Source organism: Planococcus sp. CAU13, from assembly GCF_000775575.1.
Classification (GTDB): Bacteria; Bacillota; Bacilli; order Bacillales_A; family Planococcaceae; genus Planococcus.
The window spans coordinates 1-21,741 of record NZ_JRGN01000200.1 but is presented as its reverse complement, the minus strand read 5'-3'; the positions used below and the strand labels follow the sequence as shown (position 1 = coordinate 21,741).

General features: G+C 45.2%; 25 protein-coding genes and 1 riboswitch. Of the genes, 23 read left to right on the top strand and 2 right to left on the bottom strand.

Annotated elements, in window-relative coordinates:
- Positions 1-25: 25 nt before the first annotated feature.
- The 17 genes from KW93_RS08925 to KW93_RS08855 all read left to right on the top strand — a co-directional run bounded on the left by KW93_RS08925 (position 26) and on the right by KW93_RS08855 (position 16,613).
- Complete coding sequence (locus KW93_RS08925) at positions 26-871, top strand: MetQ/NlpA family ABC transporter substrate-binding protein (RefSeq protein WP_033542657.1); 846 nt, start codon at positions 26-28, stop codon at positions 869-871.
- Between the two features lie 183 nt (positions 872-1,054).
- On the top strand, positions 1,055-2,233 hold the full coding sequence (locus KW93_RS08920; protein WP_033542656.1) for a dicarboxylate/amino acid:cation symporter: 1,179 nt from the start codon (positions 1,055-1,057) through the stop codon (positions 2,231-2,233).
- A gap of 92 nt (positions 2,234-2,325) precedes the next feature.
- Positions 2,326-2,850 carry a hypothetical protein gene (locus tag KW93_RS08915; RefSeq protein WP_033542655.1) on the top strand — a complete coding sequence of 175 codons (525 nt, stop codon included), beginning with the start codon at positions 2,326-2,328 and terminating at the stop codon, positions 2,848-2,850.
- A gap of 195 nt (positions 2,851-3,045) precedes the next feature.
- Positions 3,046-3,204, top strand: coding sequence for a hypothetical protein (locus tag KW93_RS17620; RefSeq protein WP_162835045.1), 159 nt, complete (start codon positions 3,046-3,048; stop codon positions 3,202-3,204).
- A gap of 279 nt (positions 3,205-3,483) precedes the next feature.
- The gene (gene sufC, locus KW93_RS08910) at positions 3,484-4,266 is read left to right on the top strand and encodes a Fe-S cluster assembly ATPase SufC (RefSeq protein WP_327078716.1); all 783 of its coding nucleotides are present in this window, start codon (positions 3,484-3,486) and stop codon (positions 4,264-4,266) included.
- A gap of 18 nt (positions 4,267-4,284) precedes the next feature.
- Positions 4,285-5,589: a Fe-S cluster assembly protein SufD gene (gene sufD / locus KW93_RS08905; protein ID WP_033542653.1), complete on the top strand. Its 1,305-nt coding sequence runs from the start codon at positions 4,285-4,287 to the stop codon at positions 5,587-5,589.
- Positions 5,589-6,818 carry a cysteine desulfurase gene (locus tag KW93_RS08900; RefSeq protein WP_033542652.1) on the top strand — a complete coding sequence of 410 codons (1,230 nt, stop codon included), beginning with the start codon at positions 5,589-5,591 and terminating at the stop codon, positions 6,816-6,818. The genes sufD and KW93_RS08900 overlap by 1 nt, the downstream gene beginning before the upstream one ends.
- A complete protein-coding gene (sufU, locus tag KW93_RS08895; RefSeq protein ID WP_033542651.1) occupies positions 6,808-7,248 on the top strand; it encodes a Fe-S cluster assembly sulfur transfer protein SufU in 441 nt (146 codons plus the stop codon). Before KW93_RS08900 ends, sufU begins: the two co-directional genes overlap by 11 nt.
- A 21-nt stretch (positions 7,249-7,269) precedes the next feature.
- Positions 7,270-8,667: a Fe-S cluster assembly protein SufB gene (sufB, locus tag KW93_RS08890; protein WP_033542650.1), complete on the top strand. Its 1,398-nt coding sequence runs from the start codon at positions 7,270-7,272 to the stop codon at positions 8,665-8,667.
- Between the two features lie 136 nt (positions 8,668-8,803).
- Positions 8,804-9,664: a DUF72 domain-containing protein gene (locus tag KW93_RS08885; RefSeq protein WP_033542649.1), complete on the top strand. Its 861-nt coding sequence runs from the start codon at positions 8,804-8,806 to the stop codon at positions 9,662-9,664.
- 27 nt (positions 9,665-9,691) lie between these two features.
- A complete protein-coding gene (locus tag KW93_RS08880; RefSeq protein WP_033542648.1) occupies positions 9,692-11,035 on the top strand; it encodes a bifunctional metallophosphatase/5'-nucleotidase in 1,344 nt (447 codons plus the stop codon).
- A gap of 67 nt (positions 11,036-11,102) precedes the next feature.
- Positions 11,103-11,283, top strand: a riboswitch (Lysine riboswitch).
- Positions 11,284-11,391: 108 nt separating this feature from the next.
- On the top strand, positions 11,392-12,969 hold the full coding sequence (locus KW93_RS08875) for a Na+/H+ antiporter NhaC family protein (protein WP_033542647.1): 1,578 nt from the start codon (positions 11,392-11,394) through the stop codon (positions 12,967-12,969).
- Between the two features lie 194 nt (positions 12,970-13,163).
- On the top strand, positions 13,164-14,696 hold the full coding sequence (locus KW93_RS08870) for a sodium-dependent transporter (protein WP_033542646.1): 1,533 nt from the start codon (positions 13,164-13,166) through the stop codon (positions 14,694-14,696).
- Between the two features lie 12 nt (positions 14,697-14,708).
- Complete coding sequence (locus KW93_RS17115; RefSeq protein WP_081986976.1) at positions 14,709-14,825, top strand: methionine/alanine import family NSS transporter small subunit; 117 nt, start codon at positions 14,709-14,711, stop codon at positions 14,823-14,825.
- A 133-nt stretch (positions 14,826-14,958) separates the two neighbouring features.
- Positions 14,959-15,321: a YutD family protein gene (locus KW93_RS08865; protein ID WP_033542645.1), complete on the top strand. Its 363-nt coding sequence runs from the start codon at positions 14,959-14,961 to the stop codon at positions 15,319-15,321.
- 82 nt (positions 15,322-15,403) lie between these two features.
- Complete coding sequence (locus KW93_RS08860; RefSeq protein ID WP_033542644.1) at positions 15,404-15,862, top strand: DUF86 domain-containing protein; 459 nt, start codon at positions 15,404-15,406, stop codon at positions 15,860-15,862.
- Positions 15,849-16,613, top strand: a complete 765-nt coding sequence (locus tag KW93_RS08855) for a TIGR01457 family HAD-type hydrolase (protein WP_033542643.1) — start codon at positions 15,849-15,851, stop codon at positions 16,611-16,613. The genes KW93_RS08860 and KW93_RS08855 overlap by 14 nt, the downstream gene beginning before the upstream one ends.
- 25 nt (positions 16,614-16,638) lie before the next feature.
- On the opposite strand, the gene KW93_RS08850 is transcribed toward KW93_RS08855, so the two are convergent.
- Positions 16,639-16,875, bottom strand: a complete 237-nt coding sequence (locus tag KW93_RS08850) for a YuzB family protein (protein ID WP_033542642.1) — start codon at positions 16,873-16,875, stop codon at positions 16,639-16,641.
- A gap of 297 nt (positions 16,876-17,172) precedes the next feature.
- Here KW93_RS08850 and KW93_RS08845 point away from each other — a divergent pair, with 297 nt between their 5' ends.
- Positions 17,173-18,240 (top strand): NAD(P)/FAD-dependent oxidoreductase, encoded by a 1,068-nt coding sequence (locus tag KW93_RS08845; protein ID WP_033542641.1) that lies wholly within the window; start codon positions 17,173-17,175, stop codon positions 18,238-18,240.
- A 59-nt stretch (positions 18,241-18,299) separates the two neighbouring features.
- Here KW93_RS08845 and KW93_RS08840 read toward each other — a convergent pair whose 3' ends face one another.
- Entirely contained in the window at positions 18,300-18,623 is a 324-nt protein-coding gene (locus KW93_RS08840; RefSeq protein WP_033542640.1) for a YuzD family protein, read from the bottom strand.
- 83 nt (positions 18,624-18,706) lie between these two features.
- Between KW93_RS08840 and KW93_RS08835 the strand changes: the two genes are divergently transcribed.
- The 5 genes from KW93_RS08835 to KW93_RS08820 all read left to right on the top strand — a co-directional run bounded on the left by KW93_RS08835 (position 18,707) and on the right by KW93_RS08820 (position 21,644).
- A complete protein-coding gene (locus tag KW93_RS08835) occupies positions 18,707-18,943 on the top strand; it encodes a NifU family protein (RefSeq protein ID WP_033542639.1) in 237 nt (78 codons plus the stop codon).
- A gap of 77 nt (positions 18,944-19,020) precedes the next feature.
- A complete protein-coding gene (locus KW93_RS08830; protein WP_033542638.1) occupies positions 19,021-19,383 on the top strand; it encodes a HesB/IscA family protein in 363 nt (120 codons plus the stop codon).
- Positions 19,384-19,613: 230 nt separating this feature from the next.
- Positions 19,614-20,828 carry an NAD(P)/FAD-dependent oxidoreductase gene (locus KW93_RS08825; protein ID WP_033542637.1) on the top strand — a complete coding sequence of 405 codons (1,215 nt, stop codon included), beginning with the start codon at positions 19,614-19,616 and terminating at the stop codon, positions 20,826-20,828.
- A 199-nt stretch (positions 20,829-21,027) separates the two neighbouring features.
- Positions 21,028-21,153, top strand: a complete 126-nt coding sequence (locus tag KW93_RS17450) for a YuiA family protein (RefSeq protein WP_161787033.1) — start codon at positions 21,028-21,030, stop codon at positions 21,151-21,153.
- 161 nt (positions 21,154-21,314) lie between these two features.
- Positions 21,315-21,644, top strand: coding sequence for a YuiB family protein (locus tag KW93_RS08820; protein ID WP_033542636.1), 330 nt, complete (start codon positions 21,315-21,317; stop codon positions 21,642-21,644).
- Positions 21,645-21,741: the final 97 nt, after the last annotated feature.

The following is a 21,741-nucleotide window of genomic DNA, read 5'->3' as shown; positions in this document are numbered from 1 at the left end:
CAACAGAAAAGGGAGAGTACACATTATGAAAAAACTTCTTACAGGCACATTATTGGCAACTTTGGCTTTAGCAGGATGCGGCAGTGATTCAAGCGAGAGCGGAAGCGAAAACAGCTCAGGCGGATCGGGTGAACAGGAAACGACTACATTAAAAGTGGGCGCTTCAAACGTGCCACATGCTGAAATTTTAGAACAGGCACAGCCAATTCTTGAAGAACAGGGAATTGATCTGCAAATTGAAACGTATCAGGATTATATTTTCCCGAATTCGGACTTGGAATCCGGTGAAATTGACGCCAACTACTTCCAGCACATCCCATACTTTGAAGCGCAAATCGAAGAAAATGGCTATGATTTCGCAAACGCGGGCGGCATTCACATCGAGCCAATCGGTGTCTACTCCCAGGAGTATGGCTCTTTGGAAGAGCTGCCGGAAAACGGCACGATCCTCATGAGCAGCTCTGTGGCTGACCACGGACGTATCTTGTCCATGCTGGAAGCGCAGGGACTGATTACTTTGGCAGAAGACATCGACAAAACAAAAGCTGAAGTCAGCGATATCGTTGAAAATCCGAAAAACCTGCAATTTGAAACAGATTACGAAGCGGCTTTATTGGTGCAAATGTACGAACAGGGTGAAGGAGATGCGGTACTGATCAACTCCAACTACGCAATCGATGCAGGCATTAACCCGCAGGAAGATTCCATCGCTCTTGAAGATTCGGATTCGCCTTACGTAAACATTATCGCTGTCCGTTCAGGCGATGAAGACAGTGAAGCAGTACAGGCATTGGTGGAAGCACTGAAATCTGAAGAAATCCAGAATTTCATCCTTGAAGAATGGGGCGGCTCTGTCGTACCTGTAGAATAAATTCATTTCAAAAAAGCATCCTCCGGGGTGCTTTTTCTCATTATTAAGAGGGAACAAGATTATTTCACAATAACTTAATAATTGAAAATTTCGCGTATTAGCAAAAGGCTTATCTTATTGTTTCATCTGTGGTATTTTATTTACTATTACAAAAAACGTTTGTACATCCTGGGAGGACATGAAATGAAAGTTAAATTCGGTTTATTGCCGAGAATCATTGTAGCCATTGCTTTAGGGGTGCTGATAGGCTCGATAGCACCAGAAAATCTGGTGCGTGTATTCGCAACATTCACTTCGATTTTCGGTAATTTTCTCAACTTTATTGTACCTTTGATCATTCTTGGATTTATTGCGCCAGGAATTGCGAAACTGGGAACAGGTTCAGGCAAGCTGCTTGGCATTTCGACAATTGTCGCTTATATCTCGACAGTCCTGGCTGGGGTGTTTGCGTTTGTTGTTGCAATGCTGATACTTCCAGGCATTATGGATGGACGGACAATGGCTAATTTGGACGATCCCGCTAATGCGCTTGCCACTACGTTCATCAAACTTGAAATGGCTCCACTATTTGGTGTCATGTCGGCGCTGCTTCTTGCGTTCCTTTTGGGAATCGGAATGGCGGCAACCGGCAGCAAAACAATGATTTCATTTTTTGACGAGTTTCAGATTATTATTGAAAAAGCTATTTCGGTCGTGATCATTCCGTTACTTCCATTCTATATTTTCGGTATCTTCGCCAATATGGCATACGGCGGAGCTGTAATGGAAATCCTCTCGCTGTTCGGGATCGTATTCGTGATGATCATCACTCTCCATTGGGTCATGCTGGTGCTTCAATATGGCACGGCGGGATCTTTGACTAAACAGAATCCGTTCAAGATGCTGAAAACAATGCTGCCCGCATATTTTACTGCACTCGGTACCCAGTCCTCAGCTGCCACGATTCCGGTTACGCTGCGTCAGGCACGTAAAACAGGGGCTGATGAAAGAGTTGCGGATTTTTCCGTTCCGTTATTTGCAACGATCCATTTATCAGGAAGCACCATTACTCTCGTCTCCTGTGCCATTGGTGTCGTTCTCCTGACTGGACAGAATCCGGATTTCGCTTCATTCTTTCCATTCATCCTGATGCTGGGTGTAACGATGATTGCGGCCCCTGGAGTGCCTGGAGGCGCAGTAATGGCAGCGATCGGCCTGCTGCAGACGATGCTTGGCTTTGATGCGACAATGGTCGCCTTGATGATTGCGCTATATATGGCACAGGATAGCTTCGGGACAGCTGCAAACGTCACGGGTGACGGGGCTTTGGCGAATATAGTCGATCGTCTCACAAACGGGCGGAAGGTTAAGAATACTGCTTAAATTCAATGCATTCCGGCTATTTCCAACTCTCTATACTCTCTATAAAAGCTATGGTAATATATCGAAGTGTTAGAGAAAGAGGAGGAAATACCATGAAGAAATTATTGATGTCCGGCCTTGCTTCAATGCTGTTTTTGAGTGCCTGCGGTTCGGACGAAGCCAAAGAAACGAAGGACTCATCAAACGCCGCAGCTCCTTCAGCTGATGCGGCTGAAATGAAAAAAGAAGTAATGAGATTTTATATGGCTGTTCCCAATACAATCAACAATGTGGACGGCGACTTGAATGTATTCGAAAAGCAGCATGCGGAAGGCCTTCTTCCTGAAGGTGATGAACTTGTGGCTTTGAAAACAGCTGCAGCGGAATCGGCCGGCGAAGCTCTAAAGGCTGTTGAAGCAATTGAAGTGCCGGAAACGCTGAGTGCCGATGAAGAGGAACTTCGTTCTGCACTTGCAATGATCTCAGAATCTTATGAGATGAAGACAGCGGCTTTGGGTGAAGAAGAAACTTCATTCGTAAGTGCTGATGAAAAATTCATGGAAGCGGACGAAATCTTCAATTCGATTTTGGAGAAGAATGAGCTGATCCCTTCCAGCATTCTTAATGAAGTTAAATAAGGTATGGTAAGTCCGGCAGCCTGTTGCCGGGCTTTTTCTTTTATTTTCCATTAACTATGACGATAGGTCCATTTTCAGACAAATTAGGGTATTGGAAGTTTATACTGACTGTTACGGGGTATAATTAATCAAGAAAAGAAAATTCGAAAGGGATGATTCATTATCGACTCTCACGGTATAGAGCACACCGAGAAGATGGAACAGGCGTTTAGAAATGCACATGGATATGGCATTGATGAGTATCAGAATGACCCGCAGAAAATTGTTGAAGTGGAACAGCGAAGAGAACAGGATTACAACAACAGCCAGCAGATTGTATCTCGTTTAGAACGCCAGGCCCACCGTGATATATAGAAATGAATTCTACTGAAACCCGATAAAAAGCCGATGCCACTGCGCATCGGCTTTTTTTAATGAAATCCATTCTCAATTAAAAGGCATTTATTGAAAATGAAGCAGCTTGTTATTTTTATTGCTATAAAGCGGTCTAATGAAGAAAATCCAGAGTTTTTAATTGTTTTCCAACAAAATTTCCAGTCGGTTTAATGATTTGCCAGAGCAGTCGATATGGGTTAAGATTAGAATGATACTAATTTAGAATGGTTATCCATTCAACATTAACTATATGGAGGTATTTACATGTCAACTTTGGTCATCCAGGATTTACACGTTGAAATCGAAGGCAAAGAGATTTTAAAAGGTGTAAACTTAACTATTAATACAAGCGAGATCCATGCAATCATGGGTCCTAACGGAACGGGTAAATCCACTTTGGCGTCAGCTATCATGGGCCACCCGAAATATGAAGTAACTTCAGGTTCAATCACGTTGGACGGCGAAGACGTTCTTGCTATGGAAGTGGATGAGCGAGCTCGTGCCGGCCTTTTCCTTGCCATGCAGTACCCAAGTGAAATCTCTGGCGTAACAAATGCCGACTTCATGCGCTCTGCGATGAACGCACGCCGTGAAGAAGGGGACGAAATTTCATTGATGAAATTTATCCGCGAATTGGACAGCAAGATGGAAACTCTTGATATGGATCAGGACATGGCGCAACGTTACCTGAACGAAGGATTCTCGGGCGGGGAAAAGAAACGCAACGAGATTCTTCAGATGATGATGATCAAACCGACAATTGCTGTATTGGATGAAATCGACTCCGGTCTTGACATCGATGCTTTGAAAGTTGTTTCTGACGGCATCAATCAGATGAAAGGTGAAGAATTCGGCTGCCTGATCATCACTCACTATCAGCGTCTGTTGAACTACATTACGCCAGATCACGTCCACGTTATGATGCAGGGCCGCGTTGTTAAATCCGGTGGTGCAGAACTTGCTCACAAACTGGAAGCGGAAGGCTATGACTGGATCAAACAGGAACTTGGCATCGAAGACGAGACAGTAGGACAAGCATAATTGAAGGGAGAGACTGGCATGACGGTTGAAACAAATTTAAAAATGACCGAGCAAGAGCTGCGCTCCTTTTCGGAAATGAATGGTGAACCATCATGGTTTACCGAGCTGCGTCTTCGCTCGTTTGCAGAAGCGGAAACATTGCCGCTTCCTAAACCAGATAAAACAAAGATTGTGAACTGGAACTTTACGGACTATCCGGTCCACACAGTTGCAAGTTCCGCTTTTAATTCAATTGAGGATCTGACGGAAGATATCCGCACGATTGTCGATCTTGAACAGCAAAACCTTTACATTCAGCACAATAATACACCGGCATTTTCACGCATTTCAGAAGAATTGGCTGCAAAAGGTGTGATCCTGACTGACATCTTTACAGCGCTTCGTGAACACGGTGAACTGGTGAAAAAATATTTCATGACCAACGGTGTAAAAACCGATGAGCATAAATTGACTGCACTTCACGCCGCTTTGATGAACGGAGGAGCTTTCCTGTATGTTCCAAGAAACGTTGTGGTCGAAGAACCGGTTCAAGTCGTGTTCTATCATGACGATGCGGAAGCTTCCCTGTTCAATCACGTCATCGTAGTAGCGGATACAAGCAGCCAGGTGACATATGTGGAAAACTATTTCTCGACTGTTCCGAAAGCGAACGGTCTGGCGAATATCATTTCAGAAGTATTTGCTGAAGATAACGCAAAAATCACTTATGGCGCTGTGGATGTTCTTGCGGAAGGTTTCACGACCTACGTCAACCGCCGCGGAGTAGCGGGAAGAGATGCCACAATCGAGTGGGCGCTTGGCTTGATGAATGACAGCGATACGATCTCTGAGAACGTGACGCACCTTGTCGGTGATAACTCGATCGGCGATACGAAAACTGTGGTAGTCGGACGAGGCAGCCAGAAACAAAACTTCACGACAAAAGTTGTCCACTGGGGCAAAAATTCCGATGGCCAGATCTTGAAGCATGGCGTAATGAAAGATTCCGCATCTTCCATCTTCAACGGCATCGGTAAAATTGAACACGGTGCGGCAAAATCGAACGCTGAACAGGAGTCACGCGTATTGATGCTTAGCCCGACAGCCCGCGGTGATGCGAACCCGATCCTATTGATCGATGAAGATGATGTTACTGCAGGCCACGCAGCATCTGTCGGCCGTGTGGATCCTCTTCAATTGTATTATCTGATGAGCCGGGGGATTACAAAACAGGAAGCTGAACGTCTTGTTATTCACGGTTTCTTGGCGCCAGTAGTAAATGTGCTGCCAATCGAAGGCGTTAAAAAGCAATTGACGGAGGTTATCGAAAGGAAAGTCCGCTAATGATCAATAAAGAGATAAAAAGCTATTTTCCTATATTGGATCAAGAGATCAATGGACATCCGCTTGTCTATCTTGACAGCGCGGCGACTTCTCAAAAACCGGTACAGGTAATTGAGGCACTGGAGAATTATTATAAACTTGATAATTCCAACGTGCATCGCGGCGTTCACACACTCGGCAACCGTGCAACGGAAAAATACGAAGGTGCCCGTGAAAAAGTGCAGAAATTCATCAATGCCAGTTCCACGGAGGAAGTCATCTTCCTTCGCGGTACAACTACAGCCATCAACCTGGTAGCGCAAAGCTACGGGCGGGCCAATGTGGACGAAGGCGATGAAATCGTCATCACTTATATGGAACACCATTCCAATATCATTCCGTGGCAGCAATTGGCTAAAGAGCGTGGAGCGATCCTGAAATATATCGAACTTGAAGAAGACGGCACCATTTCACTGGAGCAAGTGAAAGCGGCAATTACCGAGCGGACAAAAATCGTTTCGATGGTCTATGTTTCTAACGTCCTCGGAACGATGAACCCTGTAAAGGAAGTTGCCCGCATCGCGCATGAACATGGCGCGGTGATGGTAGTGGACGGCGCGCAGGCTGCACCCCACTTGAAGATTGACGTCCAGCAATTGGATTGTGATTTCTTTGCGTTTTCAGGCCATAAAATGGTCGGTCCGACAGGAATCGGTGTATTATATGGAAAGAAAGCTCTTTTGAATGACATGGAACCGGTTGAATTCGGCGGTGAAATGATTGATTTCGTCGGTCTTTACGATTCAACCTGGAAAGAACTTCCGTGGAAATTCGAGGGCGGCACACCTATTATTGCCGGTGCTGTAGGACTTGGTGCAGCCATTGATTTCCTTAGTGAAATCGGTTTGGATGAGATTGAAAAGCATGAACACGAAATGGCGGCAATCGCCATGGAAAAAATGAATGGAATTGAGGGCCTTCAGATTTACGGGCCGAAAGATCCTTCAAAACGGGCGGGCATCGTGACGTTCAATCTGAATGATGTTCATCCGCATGATGTAGCAACAGTGCTTGATATGAGCGGCATTGCTGTCCGAGCAGGGCATCACTGCGCACAACCGTTGATGAAATGGCTGGAAGTATCGGCAACAGCCCGGGCGAGCTTCTATCTTTATAATGACGAATCGGATATCGACCGTCTTACAGAAGGATTGCGCTCTGCAAAGGAGTATTTCAACGATGTCTTTTAAAAATTTAGATCAATTGTACCGGTCCGTGATCATGGACCATTATAAAACGCCACGGAATAAAGGGACCATTGAAAATGACAGCATCAACATCGAAATGAATAACCCGACTTGCGGAGACCGGATTCACTTGACTCTCCAGGTGGTAGATGGCATTGTCAAAGATGCCAAGTTTGACGGGGAAGGCTGCTCCATTTCAATGGCTTCAGCGTCCATGATGACCCAGGCAGTCAAAGGGAAAGATGTGGATACAGCTCTTGGGCTATCCAAAACTTTCTCTGACATGATGCTTGGCAAGGATTATGATGATTCACTGGATTTGGGCGATATTGAAGCGCTGCAGGGAGTTTCACAATTCCCGGCGCGCATCAAATGTGCGACACTTGCCTGGAAAGCCATGGAAAAAGGTGTGCACGAGCAACAAAAATCGTAACACAAGAACGGAGGAACGATGATGGCGAAAAAAATGCCCGAAATCGATGATTATAAATATGGGTTCTCTGACAAGGATGTCTCGATTTTCCGCTCGAAACGCGGATTGACGGAAGATATCGTCAGAGAAATTTCGAAGATCAAAGACGAACCTGAATGGATGCTCGATTCACGTCTGAAAGCTTTGAAAATGTTTTACTCTATGCCAATGCCGCAATGGGGTGGCGATCTTGCACCTCTGAACTTTGACGAAATCACGTATTACGTCAAGCCTTCGGAAGCAAGCCAGACTTCATGGGATGAGGTACCGGAAGAGATCAAACGCACGTTTGACAAACTTGGTATCCCTGAAGCTGAACAAAAATACCTTGCAGGTGTTTCTGCACAGTATGAATCCGAAGTTGTTTACCACAACATGAAAGTGGAACTTGAGGACATGGGAATCATCTTTAAAGATACCGATGCCGCTCTTCGGGAAAACGAAGACCTGTTCAGAGAGTACTGGCAGACGGTTATTCCAGCTGCCGACAACAAATTCGCTGCGTTGAATACGGCTGTTTGGTCAGGCGGATCTTTCATCTATGTGCCACCCGGCATTAAAGTTGAATCGCCGCTGCAGGCTTATTTCCGCATCAACTCGGAAAACATGGGGCAGTTTGAGCGCACATTGATCATTGTCGATGAAGGCGCAAGCGTCCACTATGTAGAGGGCTGTACAGCTCCAGTTTATACGACAAACTCACTGCATTCTGCAGTAGTTGAAATCATCGTTAAAAAAGACGCATACTGCCGTTACACAACAATCCAGAACTGGGCAAACAACGTCTACAACCTCGTAACGAAGCGTGCTTTTGTTGACGCAAACGGTACAATGGAATGGATCGACGGCAACATCGGTTCTAAATTGACGATGAAATACCCTGCAGTTTATCTGCGCGGTGAAGGCGCTCGCGGTATGACTTTGTCGATCGCGATCGCAGGTAAAGGGCAGCACCAGGATGCTGGAGCTAAAATGATCCACCTGGCACCCAATACTTCATCTTCAATCGTTTCGAAATCAATTTCGAAACAGGGCGGTAAAGTGTCGTACCGTGGGATTGTCCGTTTCGGCCGTAAAGCTGATGGCGCACGTTCAAACATTGAATGCGATACGCTGATCATGGATAACGAGTCGACTTCCGACACAATTCCATACAATGAAATTTTGAATGACAACGTATCTTTGGAGCACGAAGCGAAAGTTTCAAAAGTTTCCGAAGAACAATTGTTCTACTTGATGAGCCGTGGCGTTTCTGAGCAGGAAGCTACAGAGATGATCGTTATGGGCTTCATCGAACCATTCACAAAAGAACTTCCAATGGAATATGCGGTTGAAATGAACCGTCTGATCAAATTCGAAATGGAAGGGTCGATCGGTTAATCGATCACTCTCAGAAAATCTCCGCTGCAGAAAATGCAGCGGAGATTTTTTTCTGGAGTTTTTGGGTAAAGCTGAGATAGGACGTTCATTTTTTTCTGTGCTATGATTTACTTAAGAGCACTTCGGAGGTGGAAGGATGATTTATGCAGGATTAACAGGCTGGGGGGACCATCCTGATGTGTATGGGCCTGGCTCTAAACAAAAAGACAAATTGACTGATTACACCGGGCATTTCCCGATTGTGGAACTTGATTCTTCCTTCTATGCGGTGCAGCCGGAGAGAAATATCCGTAAATGGATTGCTGAAACGCCGGATTCCTTCCAGTTTATCGTAAAAGCCTATCAGGCGATGACAGGACACCTTCGCGGTGAAAATCCATTTGATACGGAAGAAGAAATGTACGAGGCGTACATCAAATCCATCAGGCCGTTGAAAGAAGCAGGAAAACTGGCAATGGTGCTGCTGCAATTTCCGCCATGGTTTGATTGTGTAAAAGAAAATGTGGATGAAATCAGACGCATTACCGCGAAACTCAGCGAATTCGATTTGGCGATTGAATTCCGCCATCAATCCTGGTATGCGGAAGGATTCCGTGAAAAAACTTTTGAATTTCTGCGTGAAAATAACCTGATCCATTCCGTCTGTGATGAACCGCAGGCAGGGGACGGCTCCATTCCGCTCGTACCGGTCTCGACCAGAAAAGACAAAGTTTTGTTCCGGCTCCATGGCCGCAATGTCCATGGATGGGTCAATGTCGGCAATTCGAAAAAATGGCGGGAAGTCCGTTATTTATACGATTACAACGAAGCAGAGCTGAAAGAAATCAGCCAGGCGGCAAATAAGCTGGCTGAACAGGCTGAAAGTGTATACGTCATCTTCAATAATAACTCCGGCGGCCATGCTGCAGGAGATGCAAAGCAATTTCAGAAAATGAATAATTTATCTTTCGAAGATCTCGCACCAAAACAACTGGATCTGTTTGGAGAGGAATTTTAACGGAAGGCCGTAAAGAGGTGTTGTAAAGTGGCTGAAACGATCCATATTTATCATACAAATGATTTGCATAGCCATTTTGGCAATTGGCCGGCAATCCATGCTTTTTTGGCTGAACGAAAGCGCTGGCATGAAGAAGAAGGGGATTTCTGCATCGTCCTGGATATTGGAGACCATGTGGACCGTTCCCATCCTTATACCGAAGGAACAGCGGGAAAAGGCAACGTGGAGCTGCTGAACAAAGCTTCGTATGACGCAGTGACCATCGGCAATAATGAAGGCATCACTTTGTCAAAAGAGGAATTGGATGATTTATACGCGGAAGCCGATTTTGATGTCATACTTTCCAATCTGACAGATGTTAATGGAGAGAGGCCGGCGTGGGCGAAGCCCTATAAAATTATCCGTACTGCGGAAGGAAAGCGGATCGGCCTGGTGGGGGCCACCGCGGAGTTTACTCCTTTTTACGAACGGCTGGGCTGGAAGGTCACTGGCGCGAGAGAAGCGATCCTCCGCTCGGTGGAAGCCATTAAAGACCAGACGGATTTTATTGTCTGCTTATCGCATCTGGGAGTAAGGGAAGATGAACTGCTTGCGGAAGCATGCCCGGATATCGACCTGATCCTCGGTGCCCACACGCATCACATTTTTCACGACGGCAAGATGGTGGGAGATGTTCTGCTCGGCGCCGCCGGAAAGTTCGGTGCCTATCTGGGCCATGTGATGATTGAGGATGATCTTAAAAAGAAAAAAGCTTATTTGATTGAAACAGAGAAACTGGAAAATCCGGATGAAAAATACGATGAAAAGCTGCGGAAGAAAGGCAGGGAATTGCTGGATGAAGCTGTTTTTTACAATGGTGCCGCGCTGAAAGCGGATTGGTTCCATGACTCGGAAATGGCCCAGTTATTCGGCAAAGCGATGATTGACTTTTCGGGAGCGGACTGTGCCCTGTTCAACGCCGGCCTATTTATGGAAGATATGCCGCTTGGTGAGATTACCCGCTATGATTTCCACCAGATGCTGCCACACCCCATCAATCCCTGCATGATTGAGCTGACCGGAGCGGAGCTGAAGGAGATCTATCTTCAGTCGATGAATTCAGACTGGCCGCAATTGGAATTGAAAGGCCTGGGATTCCGCGGAGTTGTTTTCGGTAAAATGATCCGGACCGGCATGGACATGATAAACCATCAATTATACATTAACGGAAAACCTGCTCAGGGTGAGAAGAAGTACAGATTGATAACTTTGGACATGTTCACATTCGGTTATTTTTTCCCTGAATTTAAGCGGTCTCCGAAAACCTACTTTATGCCTGAATTTATCCGGGATGTATTCAGCACTTATTTTGCGGACAAAATAGTGAAGTAAAAAGTCCTGAGTTAAATTGACCTTGATTTTCAAACAATTATAGGATATGCTTGCTAAGAATTATATATCGATGGGTAGAGGCTGCAAAACTGATAAGTAGAATATGTGAGCGTGACAGCGATGAACATATTTGAAAGGCAGTTTTGCCGAAGTCCATTTTCTGTGTCACCGGAAAATGGGGCTGGGGGCATCCTGAATAAGGATGTCACTGTCATTTATGCTTGCATAAATGGAGGGCTACAGGGTTGTTTGATGTTTCAACGCACAGACGAATTGTAGAAAGCCGGCTTGTCCCTTAGGATTGAGCCGGCTTTTTTTCTCCATTCTATTCATCAAAAAATAGGAGGAAATTAATCATGGAAAACACGATCTTTTCGATCCTGCCGCCGATTATTGCCATTGCAATGGTTTTGTTGACGCGCAGAGTTCTGTTGTCGCTTGGAGCAGGAATTATTTCTGCGGCGCTTCTGGTAGCTTCTTTTGCTCCTGTTGAATCGCTGCAGCAATTATTTACTTCGTTTGCAGTCATTTTTTGGGATGAAGGATTTAATGCTTATAATGTCTTCATTCTTCTATTCTTACTATTGCTTGGTATCATTACCGCATTTGTCAGCCTGTCAGGAGGCTCCCGTGCTTTTGCTGATTGGGCTTCAGGCCGCGTCAAGTCCAGAAGAGGCGCAAAAGTGCTTACTGTCGTTTTAGGGGTCGTCATTTTTATCGATGATTATTTCAACGCTTTGGCCGTTGGTCAGGTTGCGCGCCCGATTACCGACCGCTATAAAATTTCACGGGCCAAACTGGCTTATTTCATTGATTCCACTGCTGCTCCAGTATGCGTGGTTTCGCCGGTTTCCAGCTGGGGAGCAGCAATCATCGGTATTATCGCTACTATTCTTGCAGGCCAGACTTTTGTAGAGTATTCAGCGCTGGAAGCTTTCTTATGGATGGCTCCGATGAACTTCTATGTAATAGCTGCACTTGCCATCGTGTTTTTTGTGGCGATCCGCGATGTTGATTTTGGCGAAATGAAGAAGCATGAGACTTTGGCAATCACGGAAGGCCGCTTGTTCGATCCCGAAAAACCGATTCCTGGAGAGATGAAAGAAGAATTCCCTTCACATTCTCACGGCCGTGTCATTGATTTATTATTGCCGATTTTATTGCTGGTGCTTGGCACTGTGTTGGCGATGATCTGGACTGGCTATCAGAATGCCGAGCAGGTTTTCGATATCTGGCTGATTTTTGAAAACACCGATGTTCCTGCTTCTCTTCTTGCGGGTGGTTTACTGGGAGCTATAGCTTCAATCATTCTTTACATGCTCCAGATGAAGACAAATAAGACAGCGAATGCCGGATGGATTGGCAAAGGCATCTGGGCCGGATTAAAATCAATGATCGGTGCTGTACTTATCTTAATATTTGCCTGGGCATTAACTTATTTGATCGATGCACTGGGAACCGGGGGATATTTAGCTGAAGTGGTGACTGAAGGGAACGTCCCAATTACGATTTTACCGGTATTGCTGTTCATTCTTGCCGGTGTGATGGCTTTCTCGACAGGAACTTCCTGGGGCTCGTTCGGAATTCTTTTACCCATCGCTGGAACGATCATGATCGAAGCCGCACCTGAACTGTTATTGCCTGCTTTGTCGGCTGTCTTAGCCGGAGCGGTTTTCGGAGATCATTGTTCGCCCATCTCAGATACGACGATTTTGTCTTCGACCGGAGCAGGAAGCAACCATATGGATCACGTATTGACACAGATTCCATATGCTTTGACAGCTGCAGCAATCGCTTCGATAGGTTATTTAGTAATAGGATTAACAGGATCGCTGATATGGTCCCTGTTGGCGGTTATTATTATCTTAACAATACTATTCGTTGTTTGGTCTCAACGCACAACCATTCTTGAAAAAGCTAAAAACGCGCAATAGAGTAAAAGCAGAGTGTATTTCACTCTGCTTTTTATTATTGATAAAATAGTTTTTTTAAAAAAATTTTGAAAGCTTCTTTACTTTGAACTGGGCGCTGGGTATACTATTTTTAGATTAGATAATAATCTGAAAATATACAAACTTCCCATTTTTCTGTTAGGAAATAGGAGGTTTTGTAAAGAGGGGGAAAAAAGATGGAACGTTCGACATGGGGTACCAGAGCCGGGTTTATTATGGCTGCTGTCGGCTCGGCTGTAGGTTTGGGGAACATATGGCGCTTTCCGTATGTAGCCTACGAAAATGGTGGAGGAGCATTCTTTATACCGTACTTATTCGCTCTGTTAACCGCAGGGATACCAATTCTTATTTTGGAATTCACCATTGGGCACAAATATCGCGGATCGGCACCGTTGTCATTCTTCAGGATGAGCGGCAAAAAAGCGGAATGGATTGGCTGGTGGGCAGTTTTGGTGTCCTTCGTCATATCCGTCTACTATGCAGTCATCATTGCATGGGCCATGCGCTACACGATTTTTTCATTCAACCAGGCATGGGGAGAAGATACACAAGGATTTTTATTTAATGATTTCCTTCAGCTGACGGTTGAGCCGGGGCAAACGGGAAGCATCGTTTGGGGAGTATTCATCCCGCTGGCTTTAGTGTGGATTCTGACATTGGGTATTTTATTTGCAGGTGTTAAAAAAGGAATTGAAATGGCCAACAGAATCTTCATACCTACTTTGGTCGTCATCTTCCTGATTATTGTAATTCGTGCTGTCACTCTGGATGGAGCGATGATGGGACTTGATGCATTCTTCAAACCGGATTTTGATGCCATTATGGATCCGCAGGTTTGGGTTGCTGCATACGGCCATATCTTCTTCAGTTTATCGGTGGCCTTTGCGATTATGATAACGTATTCAAGTTATCTTCCGAAAAAATCGGATATTACGAATAATGCATTCATCACAGGTTTTGCCAATTCCGGATTCGAGCTTTTGGCCGGTATCGGCGTCTTCGCAGCTCTTGGTTTCATGGCAGCTCAAGTGGGTGAGCCTGTAGCTGAGGTTGCAACAGCAGGCGTGGGTCTTGCATTCGTTGTATTCCCGCAGATCATCAATCAGTTCCCGGGATTCAATGGATTTTTCGGAGTCCTGTTCTTCCTGTCATTGACTTTGGCCGGATTAACATCCTTAATGTCGATTGTTGAAACATATGTTGCGGGTATTTCTGAGAAATTTGGAATTACTCGTACTAAAGCAGTTGCGTTCGGCGGAGGCTTTGCAGCTCTGGTGTCAATTCTTTTCGCTACTCAGGGCGGATTGTTCTTCCTGGATCTGGCTGATTACTACATCAACCAGTTCGGTGTCGCGGCTCTCGGTCTTGTCGAAGTTATCATGGTTGTATGGGTTCTCCGTAAAGCGGATTACCTCAAAGGCCACGCGAACGCTATTTCTGATATTCAATTGGGAGGCTGGTGGAAAATCAGCCTGGGAGTCATTACCCCAATCGTACTTGGTTATATGATGTTTGGGTTACTGAGAATAAATATCCTTAAACAGCACACAGACGGTGAAGGTAACGTCATCGGCAACTACGAAGGCTATTCGGACTTGTTTACACTTACAGGCGGTGTCGCTGTAGCTGCTGGTGCACTGCTGATAGGAATTCTGCTCTCTCTCGGCAAATGGCATAAAGACCACGCCACTTTCGAGGAAGACAAATAAGGGGGACATACTATGTCAATCGAAGCAATCATCGTCATGATCATCGGTATGGTGATTTTATGGGGCGGCTTAGCTGCCAGTATCCTGAACGCCGTGAAAAAAGGAAAAGAAAGAAAGAATGCTGCCTAGCAGCTGAAAACCGGGAGCAGCCGCTCCCGGTTTTTTTGCGGTGTGATAGAGCGGAGGATGGAATCTTGTAGGCAACTTCTCTTTATGGTACATTTGGAGTTGATAAGGCCACAGTAAATGGATGGTGAGAATATTGATTACGATAGACCAGTGGAATTATGAAATTGTCATCGATTACCGTAATGGATTCCAGGAAGAAGCGATAAATAACCGGTACAGCGAAATTTTGGGCAAGTACGATTATATACTGGGTGACTGGGGATATGGGCAGCTTCGGCTCAAGGGTTTTTTCGAAGATACTAACCATAAAGCGAGCTATGATACAAAAATCAGCACTCTGCAGGATTATTTATATGAATACTGCAATTTTGGCTGCGCTTATTTCGTCATCAAAAAAACAGGTAAGGCACAAGTGCCTGCAGCTGAACCCGCAGAAGAACCTTCAGAGCAGATAAATGAGACGGAAACCGATGAATACCCTGTTGCAGAAGCATAATGCAACAGGGTTTTTTTATGCCGATATGTTATGATAGACAGTGAGATAATTGATGGAAACTATACGTGGTGGAGGGTTATGCATGTACTTTATTGACCGCAGCAAGATTACAGAAACAATTGCCTATATGAATTCCTTATTGGAACTTTATGAGAAGAAGGAAAAGTGGACGGGCCTCGAAGACCAATTGGCTTTGGAACGCCTTACCCATAATATCGTCGAGTCCATTATTGATGTCGGCAACAGCATGATCGACGGATTTATCATGCGGGATCCCGGCAGTTACGACGATATCATTGACATCATGACCGACGAGAAAGTGATTACGCCTGAAATGGACGCACCGTTAAAACGGGTCATCGGTTTACGGAAATCTCTGGTCCGTGATTTTATGAAAATGGATCACGGCAATATCCGGGAAGTTTTGGATGGTTCTCTGGCAGCATTAAAAGCTTTCGGCCCAAAAGTGGAACATTATCTGGTTCATGAACTTGGACCGGTATCGGCTTTCATTCCAGAGGTTAAAAATGAAAACTTATAAAGCGTATTGCCTTGATTTGGACGGCACTGTTTACAGAGGAAAAGAGCTGATAGCTGAAGCTGCAGGTTTTATTCATCGGCTGCAAAATAGAGGCATTGAACCTTTTTATGTAACGAACAACGCCTCCATGACAAGGGAGCAATTTACAGAAAAACTGGCGGCTTTCGGGATTTCAGCTCCGCCTGAACAAATCATGGCTTCTTCGATTGCAGCAGCAAAATACATCAAAAGATGGTATCCCGGTAAAAAAGTTTATATGATCGGCTCGGACGGGGTGGAACAGGCGCTCCGGAATGAAGGGATCGAAAGAGTTGCCGAAAATGCAGATGTCGTTCTGATGGGCATCGACCGCGGCATCAATTATGAGAAATTGGCGACAGCCTGTCTCGAAATAAGAAAAGGCGCTGTGTTCCTGGCAACCAATGGCGATTTGGCTTTTCCTTCAGAAAGAGGTTTGCTGCCGGGCAACGGGGCGTTCATACAAGTGGTTTCCTCATCAACAGGTGTGGAACCTGTCTTTATCGGCAAGCCGGAAATGCATATGCTGGAGGCTATCCAATACGAATATGAGTTCAATAAAGAAGACATGGTGATGATCGGGGATAATTACGATACCGATATTCTGGCCGGCATCCGCTTTGGTATTGATACCGTCCATGTAAACACCGGCGTAACGCCCATGGATGAAGCGCTGCAGAAGGAAATACCGCCCACATACGCCATCGAAAACCTGGATTTCTGGGAATTATAAAAAGCCATCAGTTGAGGGTGATGGCTTAAAATAAAGGGTTTTCTTCTATAAATTCATACACTTTACGTGTCAGTTCTTCAGGGGTATCCGCTTCGACAATTTCACCGTTGACCAGAGCGTAAAGTGTTTCAGAGCATTTTGTGCAATAACTCAAACAGCCGTATTCCAGTACATCCAGATTCGGGTCCCGTTCCAATTTTTCAAAAGATTCCTGGGCACCATTTACAATATTGCTGACACAAAATTCAACAATCGGATTCATTAAGGTCACCTCGCTACTTCGAAATCCTACCTTTTTTAGAGGGCAAAGTCAATTAATTGATTCGCTTGCGGCATTGTGCCCAAGACTCCAGGGGCCCAACTCTTCGGGTTATAAGCAAGCTCGGCTGCGCGGGAAAAATGCTGCTCCTGCATCGCTGCGCTGCTTTGTGGCAAGAGATATGCCAAACCAGTTTGGGATATCTCTTGCTGTCGCTTTTCTATATTGTGAAAGTTATCACAATCAGCTATACTTTTACTTGGGATAGAAGCAGACAGATGAAAGTTAAAGGAGATTTTTATGCGAAAATTAGTCTTATTGGGCGGCGGCTACGGCAATATGAGAATATTGCTCCGCCTGCTGCCAAACAATCTACCACAGGATGTCGAAATCACATTGATCGACCGCACGCCTTTCCACAGCATGAAAACGGAATTTTACGCACTTGCTGCCGGAACAGAGGCGGACCATGAAGTGCGGGTCGATTTTCCGGAGCACGAAAAGCTGAAGATCGTCAACGGCGAAATTCTGGAAATCGGCATTGAAGAAAAATGCATTTTCATGGATGGCGGACAGCGCATCGAATTCGACGAACTGGTCATCGGTCTGGGCTGTGAAGACAAGTACCATAACGTTCCGGGTGCGGATCAATACACGTACAGTATTCAGACAATCGGCCAATCGCGCCAGACCTATCAGGCGTTGCTCAGCTTGCCGTCAAACGCTGTGGTCGGCATTGTAGGTGCTGGTCTCAGCGGCATCGAACTGGCCAGTGAATTGCGTGAAAGCCGTGAAGACCTGCAGATAAAACTGTTTGACCGAAGCCCCCGCATTCTGCGTGACTTCCCGGAGCGCTTAAGTAATTTTGTGAAAAAATGGTTTGATACCCACAATGTCGAAGTGGTCTCAAACTCCAATATTACAAAAGTGGAACCGAATCTTCTATATAACCATGAAGAGACCATACCGGTCGACGCAGTAGTATGGACTGCCGGCATCCAGCCGGTGAAACCGGTTCGGGATCTGGGCCTTGAAAGTGATGCGAGCGGACGGGTGGTCATCAATCAATACCATCAGCTTCCGGCACATGATAACGTCTATGTCGTCGGAGACTGTGCTGCGTTGCCGATGGCGCCTTCTGCCCAGCTTGCTGAAGAGCAGGCTGAACAAATCGTCAAGGTGCTGAAAATGCGCTGGAGAGGCGAGGAGCTTCCGGAAACGATGCCGGAAATCAAACTTAAAGGCTTCCTTGGATCTTTGGGCAAAAAGCAAGGTTTTGCTTACTTGGCGGACCGTACAGTTACCGGACGCATAGCGCGGCTGATGAAATCAGGCGTATTGTGGATGTACAAATGGCATAACGGCTAATAGCTTCAAAACAAAAAGCGCTCAGCAGTGAGCGCTTTTTTGTATTCATACCTATCTTTTTACTCAGCTGAAAATCCATGCTTTTCCAGTTCTTTGTAAATCGGCTTTAATTGCACATAGCCTTCAGCCGCGACTTCGTCTTCCACAAGCACAAGCGGATAAAAGAATTCGTCGTTCCGGATGCGCTCGATATAATCGCGCTGGCGTTCATCCGCCGGTTCTTTCTCAATATCGATATAAGTAATTGAAAATGGCTGATCCTTGTATTTCCTTGGTAAAGCCGCCTGCAGCCACTCATACGTATCAATCGATGACGGTGCATTTACACAGCTGGCGCAGATTACTTCTGCTCCGTATACTTCGATGGCAACTTCTTTTGTCATATTATTATTCCTCCAGTGAATTCATTAGTGGCTTTTTCTCTCTAATCACATTATAATGATTATAATGAAAGGAGTCGATATAAATGACTGAAGCTTTGGTTGAAGAGCAAGTAATGGAAGTCTTAGATAAATTGCGTCCATTCCTTTTACGTGACGGAGGGGACTGTGAACTTGTCGATATTGAAGACGGTATCGTAAAACTTCGTCTGCTTGGCGCATGCGGAAGCTGCCCGAGTTCGACAATTACATTGAAAGCTGGAATTGAACGCGCATTAACGGAGGAAGTTCCTGGCATAGTTGAAGTAGAACAAGTATTTTAAAGCCAAGGGACCTGTTAAAGGTCCCTTTTTCTGTGATTCAGCTGATCTAAAATATTGCAAAGAAAGGGTGAATGTGGATGGAACAGGTAGTCGAAATTACAGAAGCTGCATCTTTTCAGATCAGGGAAATGATGCGGCACAATGAAGAAATGGATTCCTATCTGCGTGTCGCTGTTAAAGGCGGAGGCTGCAGCGGACTCACGTACGGCATGGGATTTGAAAAAGAGCAGGACGTGAAAGACGATCTCTATGAGCAATTTGGCATTCCTATTCTGATTGCAAAAGAAGATGCTCCAATCCTGAAAGGCACTGTCGTCGATTACAAGCAATCGCTGATGGGCGGCGGCTTTACGATTGAAAACCCGAATGCCATCGCTTCCTGCGGCTGCGGAACTTCTTTCAGAACAGCGAAAAAAGCAGGTACACCTGAAAACTGCTGATGATAAATCCAGGGGAAAACCTTCTGCAACAATAGATGATGCAGAAGGTTTTTGTCTGCCGAATATGCAATAATCTGTTTACTCTCAGGCTTCTATTATCATGTGCTATCCAGTTGAAATCACTAGTCAAAAAGGCTAATATAAAGTGTAGGAGTAAATTGGAAAGAATATATATTTGATTTAACCGATTTTCCGATTAAAAAAATGACTCGAAGGTGGTTGCGATTAGATTGAGAAGACCGTCAATTTTAGTATTAGGAGCAGGCTATGGTGGATTGACCACAGTAGTGAACCTGCAAAAAATCATGGGAACAGACGAAGTCGACATCACGTTGATCAACAAGAATGAATACCATTACGAAAGCACGTGGCTCCACGAAGCTGCGGCCGGCACAATGACTCCGGAACAGGTCCGTTACGACGTGAAAGAAGTAATCGATCCGGTTAAAGTCAGATTCGTACAGGCAACTGTCGAAGAAATCAACATTGAAGGCAAAAAAGTCCTTACTGACAATGGCGAATTCACGTATGATTACCTCGTTATCGGCCTTGGATTCGAAGGCGAAACGTTTGGAATCGAAGGCCTTGATAAATACGCATTATCGATTGCCAACGTAAAGGCGGCACGTTACATCCGTGAACATATTGAATTCCAGTTTGCCACTTGGTCGACGGAAGCTGTCAAAGATGACAGCCGTTTGACAATCATTGTCGGCGGTGCCGGATTTACCGGAATCGAATTCCTTGGTGAACTTGCGAACCGTGTACCGGAATTATGCAAAGAATTCGATGTTCCCCGTGAAAAAGTCCGCGTTCTTTGTGTTGAAGCTGCGCCGATGGTATTGCCTGGCTTCGATCCGGAATTGGTGAACTATGCAGTTGGCCATCTTGAATCCAAAGGTATCGAATTCTCAATCGGCACTCCGGTTGTGGAAGCGACTCCCGAAGGCGTCAATATCAAAAAAGGCGATGATGAATTTGAATTCATTAAAGCCGGCACAGTGGTATGGGCTGCAGGAGTACGCGGCAACAGACTCATCGAATCTACGCCGATTGAAAACATGCGCGCACGCGTAAAAGTCGAAAAAGATCTTCGTGCACCTGGTTTCCCTGACGTATTCATCGTAGGAGACTGCGCACTGATGATCAATGAAGAGACAAACCGTCCATATCCTCCGACAGCGCAGATTGCGATGCAGCAGGCTGAAAGAGCTGCCGGCAACATCAAAGCATTGATTCAAGGGCAAACGACTCAGGAATTTGTACCGGACCTTAAAGGTACCGTTTGTTCACTTGGCGATGACGATGCGATCGGTGTTGTATTCGGCAGAAAAGTTACAGGCAAACGGGCGTCCTTCATGAAGAAAATGATTGATAACCGTGCGTTGCTCCTGATAGGTGGACCAAAACTTGTTCTGAAAAAAGGTAAATTTGACTTACTGTAAAATTTAATGAGAAAGCCTCCAATTTGGGGGCTTTTTATTATGCTCCATTAAAGAAGAGTGAAAATTGTGTCCATTTGAAGAACTTTAAAAATAAAATGAAATGTATGCGCTTACACGTGGTCCGGATCCTTGCTTATTAAAAACAACCATGTTATATTATCAGAATATTATAAACAATAAGCAGGAGGAGGTGTTTCGGATGAAGAATTTCAAACAGGTAAAATCACCAGGCCAATGCCCATATTGCGCTGGCAAAGGATACTTCCAGTTGCGTTTGGGCGGATCGGAAACGTGCTCTTGCTGCTCGGGATCCGGAAAAAAATAAAGGGTTTATAGAAATGGGATTCGCATCTATCATGATGCGGATCTTTTTTTGCTGCAAATCAAAGGGGCTTGTGTCAATGTCATGAACTCTGTGCAGGTGGATTGAAAGGCCCTGATATTTCAGTTAAACTGATGAGAGGAATATCGGAGGTTGGAACCTATATGAATAGCTCATTCACTATTGTACAATTGATTATTTCAATGCTTTTATTTTATGTTATGTTTTTCGGTATCGGCTTCCTGCTGAATATGCTGCTTCGCATGACCTGGCTGATGGCAATCGTTTATCCGGTCGTCATTCTGCTTGTCATTGATGATGTCGGTGTGTTCGATTATTTCACGAATCCGGGCCAATCGTTCTCGATGCTGGGAGACACCATCACTTCATTGACCCCAACAGATCTTGCTGTTTTGCTGTCAGGCTTTGCCGGTGCTATCACATCGGGCATTGTCATGAAGGTCCTGCGTAAAATGGGATACCAGATGTTTTAACGAAAAAATCCGTGCGGCTATGACAGCTGCACGGATTTTCTAGCTAGTTGAGAAAATAATAAAGGTAAATAATCGATATTGCGCAAAACAGCTTCGC